We start from the raw sequence: 7,317 nt of genomic DNA on the forward strand, positions 1-7,317 counted from the left end.
GCGATGTCCGAGCCCCTGCCCCTGGTCGTAGCCCTGCGAGGTGAACGAACTTCGCTGAATCAGCTGAACCTCTCCAGTTCGGCCTGGATGCCCAAAAACAAATTATCTAGGGTGCACTGTTGCAGCACGAACCAGAGTCCGTCCACACTTCCAGGAGTCCGTCCCTCTAGGTCACGATTCAGGTATGCGTCGAGCGCGTCGGACACGGAAGGGTTCAGGACGATGTGCACTCGGTCATGTCTGTATATTTTGATCCTGCACAAAGCATCCCAGAGCGAGGGGAACACAGCTTTTACCTCGTCCCAGAAATAATTCTTCTTGCCGATAGACAACCCGTACTTTTCTATCGGCTCAACAAAGCAGCGATTGAGTATGTTTACGCAAGTAGCAAACGATGTTTCGTTTTCGGCAACCTCAGCATGCAGCAGCTTATCTGCTTCTGGAAACGAGTTGGGACCAAACAATAGTGTGGCCCCCGGTCGCCGGGTAACACCCTCGAGTGCCCGAATGTCGTCGATGATGGCGCGGATTCTTCTGCCGAGCCAATCCTTACGTGATCCCACGGGAATCACGTGCAGGATGGACCGACGACCGGCCGCTCTAGCAGCCTGAAGACCTACATAGTGACCTACCACAGGAATCGATATTTGAGGCACACTATTGGGTGCACGCTGTAGCAAGCCATAGTGCGAGAGATGTGTTACGAACTCCGGTTGGCGGTAGAAGTCAAAGTAGTCCGCAAGCTGCCCTGTGGCGATGTTTTCGAGCAACGAGTATTCATCCGGGTAGAATTCTTTTAATTCTGAAACAACGTGACCGCAGTAATATGCCAGCTCTCCATCACGCTGCTCTTCCCCGTTAATAAGCTGGTCGCGATCAATGGTGATGGGCCGTGGCACTTTTTGGGCTTGCAGCGCACGATGCACGGCGCTGCATGCAAGACGTGTCAGGAAAGGGTGTCCGCCATATCGTTGATATAGATATGTGGCCGCATCATCTGTAAACTTGAGCCCGATTCGACTGCCGAGCGACAGCAGCATTCGACGAGTTTCCGCGTTCCCCAAACCCGTGAGGTAACGTGCCGGAACTATCCCGAAAAGCGGATTCTGTACTCCTCCAACCAAATCCTGCTCTACAACCGCAGGACTAACACCGCATACCAAGGTCGGTAGCGCACGGGCAGCACTTTGAGCTGACCAGATGGTTTGCCAGAAGGGCACATAGTCCTGTTCCCAGTGCTTATCGAGTTTAGCAAATGGGCTAATATATTCAACCTCGTCGAATACAAGTACCGGCGTCTGACCATCGGGCGCCCTGCAAGCTACCCTCATGAATGCTTCGGCCGCCTCTGCGGGCTCCTCACCCATATCGCTAGCGTGAATCCCCAACGCAGTGGCCATGTCGTTGGCTATTTTCTTGAGGAGTTTCGTCCAGCGCAGGGTCCGAATCGTAGGAGACTTGCAGTCATAGTAGAGGTAGCACAGCGCAGAGTGACCCTCAGACATGCGCTGAAGCTTATATAAAAATGAGGTTTTTCCGGTCTTGCGAAGTCCAAATAAGCCTCGATTTTCGCCGGCAAGAAATGCTTGTTGGAATTCCTGAATTAGGGCTTCTCGCCCAAAGAAGTAAGTGTCACTCTTCAGTGGCAGGCGGTGGTCAAAGATGTCCCGCCCGAACAGTCGGGCCATCAAATGGTTCTTGAATCCCCATCCGTCCTTGTCATGCCTGAGCTGTTGCGCACTTAGCCCCACGTATGTACGGGACTCACGATTCTGAGCCAAATACTCAAGGACACGACTGTCTGCGTCAGGGTCATTGGAGACGACGAGACAGGTGAGAGGGTCCACTCTGCCGCGCGCAGGCAGCTGGCTTAGTATTTCCTCGGCTCCCTGAAATGCACGCGGTTGCAGCTCTCGATGAGGAGAATATACAAGAAGCAGTTCCTGAGTGAACCCAAACAACTCGGATACTTGCTTGTTTGGACGGACAATGAAAACTGAGAGGTCGGCATTGGCAGGTCGCCGCCGAGCAGCCCAGCTGATTTTGAAGCTCTGAGAGATTGGGCGAAGAAGGGTCCTCTCGTCAGGGTGGTGGGCGAAATGCTCTGTAACCGCAGGATCTTCGTTAAAGTGACTCACTTGCGTTTTCCTTCGCGAGCCCGCCACGTGCCGGAACCCAAATGTTCTCACTCCTTGGATCCGTTCGCAAGCCCCGAGTAGCTGCCCAGGGACGGAGACGCCCACTTCCAGGCAACCTTCCGTCTTCTGTTTCTGCCTGCCTGTGCCAGGATGGGCTTAGGCCCCCCGCAGACTAGAGGCGGCTTCGAGAGCAGGAGTCCTTGTCCCCATGCTAAGCGCATCAAGCTCGGCTGACTACGCCCAAATCGGCACGATCCCCGCCCCCTCCCTCTTCTCCCTCCGCCTCGGCCCCCTCGGCGCCCTCGACCTCGCCGTCGTCTCCTTCCGCGGCCGCGAAGCCCTGTCGAAGCCCTTCTCCTTCGACATCCTCGTCACCGCCCCGCCCCCCTTCGACCTTGTCGAAGCCTCTCTCCTCGGCCAACCCGCGACCCTCATCGTCCGCGTCCACGATCAGAACCCCCGCGTCGTCCACGGCGTCGTCGCCAGCATCTCCCCCGAGGCCACCACTAAGGCCCGCGACCGCCACGCCCTACGCATCCGCCTCGTCCCGCGCCTCTGGCTCCTCAAGCACCGCGTCACGAGCCGCATCTTCCAGAACCGCACCGTGCCCGAGATCATCGGCGCCGTGCTCGAACAGGCTGGCGTCCGCGCAGCCTTCAAGCTCTCGCGCTCGTACCCGGCGCGCACCTACTGCGTGCAGTACCAGGAGTCCGACTACGCGTTCATCCAGCGGCTCATCGCCGAGGAAGGCATGTTCTACACGTTCGAGCAGCCCTCGGGCCTCCTGGAGAACTTCGTCCCAGGCGCGACCAGCGGCGTAGTCGCCACGGCGCTCGACCACGCGGAGACGGTCGTGTTCGGCGACAGCGCGGAAGCGTACATCGCGCTCCCCGGCGGAGGCTTGTTCGGCGCAGAGGTCAACGCATCCATCTCGCCGAGCGGCGACGTGTCGATGTACGCGTCCGCGACCACCACGCCGAGCCCGCATCTCCCGCTTCGGGACATCTCCGGGACGAACGCCCCCGAGGACGTCGTCACGAGCTTTTCGCTTCGCCGCAAGGTGCGTCCGAGCTCCACGCTCCTGCGCGACTACGACTTCCGCCGCCCGCTGCTTGATCTGCGATCCGAGGCGACAGCATCTGCAAACGGCCTCAGCCTCAGCGCCTCCGCGAGCGCCAATCCGCGCGTCGGCGTGAAGGCTTCCGTGGATCTACGCACGGGCGACACGCCCACGACCGTCGCCGGCGATCTTCGCATCTACGAACACCGCGGCGAGTACGACGAACCCGAGGTGAACCCCACGCGCGCGCGCGTCGAGCTCGAGCAACACCGACGCTACGCCGTGCATGGCGAGGGCGCGAGCACGGTGCGGCACCTCTCGCCAGGCCGCCGCTTCCACCTCGACGCCGAGACGAACCCTTCGCTCAGCCTGGAGTACGTCGCCACGCGCGTCGAACACGAGGGCCACACGCCCGAGCTCACGAGCACGACGGTGAGCACCGATGCCGGGCCGCGGGTCTATCAGAACCGCTTCGAGTGTGTCCCCGCCTCGGTCGTCTTCCGCCCGAAGCGCCCCCGCCGCGCGCTGCGGCAGGTGCTCGAATCAGCAACCGTCGTCGGCCCCGAGAGCGAGGAGATCTACACCGACGAGCATGGGCGCATCAAAGTGCAGTTCCACTGGGACCTGGACGGCAAGCGCAACGAGCACAGCTCGTGCTGGCTGCGCGTCGTGCAGACGTGGTCCGGCGCTTCGTGGGGGTTCCAGTTCATCCCGCGCATCGGGATGGAGGTGATGGTGACGTTCCTCGGTGGCGACCAGGATTGCCCGATCGTCACGGGCTGCACGTACAACGCGACCCACCCGCCGCCGTTCATGCTGCCGCAGAACAAGACGAGGAGCGGTGTGCGCACGCGCAGCACGCCGCGCGACGAAGGCTTCAACGAGTTGAGCTTCGAGGACAGCACCGGACGTGAGCAGGTGTACCTGCACGCGCAGCGCGACTTCGACGAGGTGATCGAGCGCAACCAGACGAGCGATGTTCGCGGCCATCGCGTCGAGAACGTCGTGGGGAACCGGAGCGCGCAGGTCGGGCGCGACGACACGCTCGCGGTGCTCGGCAACCAGGGCGTGCAGGTGAACGGCGACGCGCGGCTCTCGGTGAAGCAGAACCGAACGACGTCGATCGACGGGGACGACGCCACGACGGTGCGCGGGAACGCTTCACTGCACGTCGTGATGAACCACTCGCTCTCGGTCGATGGCGATCACAGCGTCGTGATCGGCAACGGCGTGCGCGAGGCGCAGAGCGACACGTACGTGTTCGGCTCCGCTTCGATCGGCGCCTCGGAGCGGCTCGTGCTCCGCGCCGAGGGCGGGCTCGTGATCGAGTGCGGGCAGAGTGCGATCGAGATCGGGCCGAGCGGGATCACGCTGCGCGGAAGCTCGATCGACGTGAAGGCGGCGCAGTCGGCGACCGTGTCGGGCAAGGGGCCGACGTTGAGCCTCGACAGCGAGGTCGAGCTCGTCGCGAAGAAGATCAGCCTCTACTCGGAGGGCGCGTCCGTGGAGCTCGACAAGGAGGCGAGCATCAAGGGCGACAAGGTGCTGCTCAACTGCGACGCGGGCGAGCCCGAAGGGGACGAGGACGAGAACCGCAAGGAAACGCAGCCGTTCTCGTGCAAGCTGAGCGATTGGTACATGAAGCCCTACGCGAACAAGAAGTATCACTTGATGGCGGAGGGGCTGAAGTACGAGGGCACGACGGACGCCGACGGCGTCGTGCAGCAGAAGCTCCCGAAGGGCGTGAAGCAGGTCGTGATCAAGCTGTGGGTCGACGAGTATCCAACCGGACGGCAGCGGCTCTACACGCTCTCGATGGCGGAGATCCCGCCGGCCGATACGCCGCAAGGGGCGCAGGCAAGACTGCGGGCCCTCGGGTTCTACTTCGGCAAACCCACCGAGGAGATGAACGCCGACGCGAAGAGCGCGCTCGCGGCCTTCCAGCGGGATCACGTCGAGAGCGATCGGCTCGAGGCCACCGGCGAGCTCGACGCGAAGACCGTGGCCGCGCTTCAGGACGTCTACGGATCTTGAACGGGAGGAGGTGCGCCGATGGCAAAGCCCAACAACCAGCAAGACGTCGACCTCTCCAGGCCGGCCCATGTCTCCGACATGGACGCGCCGGTCCCACGGCTCTCGCTGGCCGTGAAACTCGCCCCCGTCGGCACGGAGGAGCGCTACAAGACGTCCGTCGAGCGCTCGAACCGCGTCGCCGATCTCAGTGACCCCACGAAGTTCCGAGAGAACGTCCAGCTCCTCGTGGACCACCTTCGCGAGCGCTTGGAGATGGGGCTCGATGAAGCGTGGGCTTCCGAGTACGGCTACCAGGGCAAGCTCCCCTCCTCGAACGAGGAGAAGTGGGCCCGCATCTTCTCCGAGCTCGTCGTGTACGCGGCCTATGGTGGAACGGCCGGCTGCTACGGAACGAAAGGCTCCGACGGCGGCAAGGACGACATGGACATCATGCGTCGCCTCGACAAGGACGAGAGCGATCCCGCGTATCCCATCGTGCTCGCATGCCAACACCTGACGACGCTCTGCGCGATGTCGCGCGGCATTTCACATACCGAGATGGGCAAGCGGGGAATGACCGCGGGAGGCGGTACCGGCGGGCTACCCATTTTCAAGTCGAAGCCCGGTGAGGAAAAGCGGTGGTACGTCGCGAGCACGGGTGAGAAGACCGAGACAGGCAGCTATCGCAGCGTCAGATACCTCTTCGATGCGCTGAAGTTGACGCCTGGAAGCGTCTTCGCCTTCAACTCGCTCGGGCCTGAATCGGGAAGCCAGGCAGGGCAGGCGCACATTGCCTCCGTGCTACGGATCTATCCCGACAACGATCCGCCGAAGTTCCAGGGGATCGACACCGGGCCGCTCGGAGATGGCAAAAATGAGCAAGGGACGGCGGATCACGGGGGGACGAAGGGGGCGATGACCGCCCTGAGCCGTATCCTCGTCGGGGTCGGTATTCTGCCCGCATCCGAGCCCTCGGAGGACCAGGTGGAGTTCCTCGCGACGGCGCGCCCTCTCGGCTTCGCACAGCTCGTGATCGTGGACGCCTCGCGCACCGTCCGTTTCATCAGTCGCGTTTTGCCCATGGATCACGGTGGCAAGGGATTTTCGCTCTGCCGTTACATCTGGTCCGTCCGAAATCTGCCCGCAAACGATGTCCGTGTGTATTGGATCCTCAGCATCCCGCGCGTCGCGGAATTCACGCGCGCGCTCCTCGCCGCAGGCGCACGGGGGAAGCCCGTGCGGGAGCTACTCACGGCGGAACTGCGGGACGAGGGGCTCGAAACGCTGCTCGAGCCGACGCACATCATGGGCTCGACGCCGATGATCGACGGTGCCGATGCGGGGCCCGTGTTCGAACGACGCAAGATCGACGGCAAGAAAAACGAGTGGAACGGGGTGCCTATCTCGGGCGCATCGAAGTTTCCCAAGGAGCTGCAGGACCTAAAGTTTGCGGACGCGCCCAAGCAAACCTTCTGGGCGCGCTGGCGCAGGATGACCGTCGATGAGCAGTACACGTGCGCGGATCCTAGCAACAAGGACAACCCGCAGATCGCTGACCTCACGGCGATGAGCTCGTACTTCAGCGGTCCCCCGCGGTCCCCACTGCCCGAGGAGACCGTGGTCGCCGGCAAGCCCGGCATGCTCCCGCTCATGTGATACTCATGCGTACACGACGAACCATGAACGCATCGCGCTCTCTTTGCGCAAGTTCACTCGCCGCAGCGCTCCTCAGCGTTGCCTGCGGCAGCGGGACGCCGCTTCCTCCTCCTCCGCACACCCTGCAAGGCAGTGCCACCAGCCCGACGACGGACACGCCGGCCTCTCCGGCGGTCGCATCCGCATTGGTCCCTGCCCCAAAGCCCCCTTGCGAGCAAGCGGCCGATCTTGTTGCGCGGGTCCCGGGCCTTCGTGCGGAGGGGAAGCTTGAGCGCTCGCGCCGCGCGCTCGCCCGTGCCGCCGAGCTCTGCCCCGCGAAGGCCGGCGAGACCTGGGAGGCACAGCTCGCGGTGCTGGGCGAGCTCGGGGCAATCGACGAGCAAAAAAAGCTCGTATCCACGGTCCTGTCGACCGCGGGGGCCGCCGAGGGCGCGCAGAAGGCGGCGCGCG

The 7,317-nt window shown here is 62.8% G+C and carries 4 protein-coding genes; 3 read left to right on the top strand and 1 reads right to left on the bottom strand.

Annotated features, from left to right (window positions below):
- Positions 1–59 precede the first annotated feature (59 nt).
- Positions 60–1,688, bottom strand: a complete 1,629-nt coding sequence (locus tag KEG38_RS43325) for an ATP-binding protein (protein WP_272426634.1) — start codon at positions 1,686–1,688, stop codon at positions 60–62.
- Positions 1,689–2,346: 658 nt separating this feature from the next.
- Between KEG38_RS43325 and tssI the strand changes: the two genes are divergently transcribed.
- From tssI to KEG38_RS43340, 3 genes are all read left to right on the top strand, one after another.
- Complete coding sequence (gene tssI, locus KEG38_RS43330) at positions 2,347–5,232, top strand: type VI secretion system tip protein TssI/VgrG (RefSeq protein ID WP_272426635.1); 2,886 nt, start codon at positions 2,347–2,349, stop codon at positions 5,230–5,232.
- 18 nt (positions 5,233–5,250) lie between these two features.
- Positions 5,251–6,867 (top strand): hypothetical protein, encoded by a 1,617-nt coding sequence (locus KEG38_RS43335; RefSeq protein ID WP_272426636.1) that lies wholly within the window; start codon positions 5,251–5,253, stop codon positions 6,865–6,867.
- Between the two features lie 23 nt (positions 6,868–6,890).
- Positions 6,891–7,317: hypothetical protein (locus tag KEG38_RS43340; protein WP_276074448.1), on the top strand; the 427-nt coding region annotated here is incomplete at its 3' end.

The organism is Polyangium jinanense (assembly GCF_028435265.1).
Lineage (GTDB): Bacteria > Myxococcota_A > Polyangia > Polyangiales > Polyangiaceae > Polyangium > Polyangium jinanense.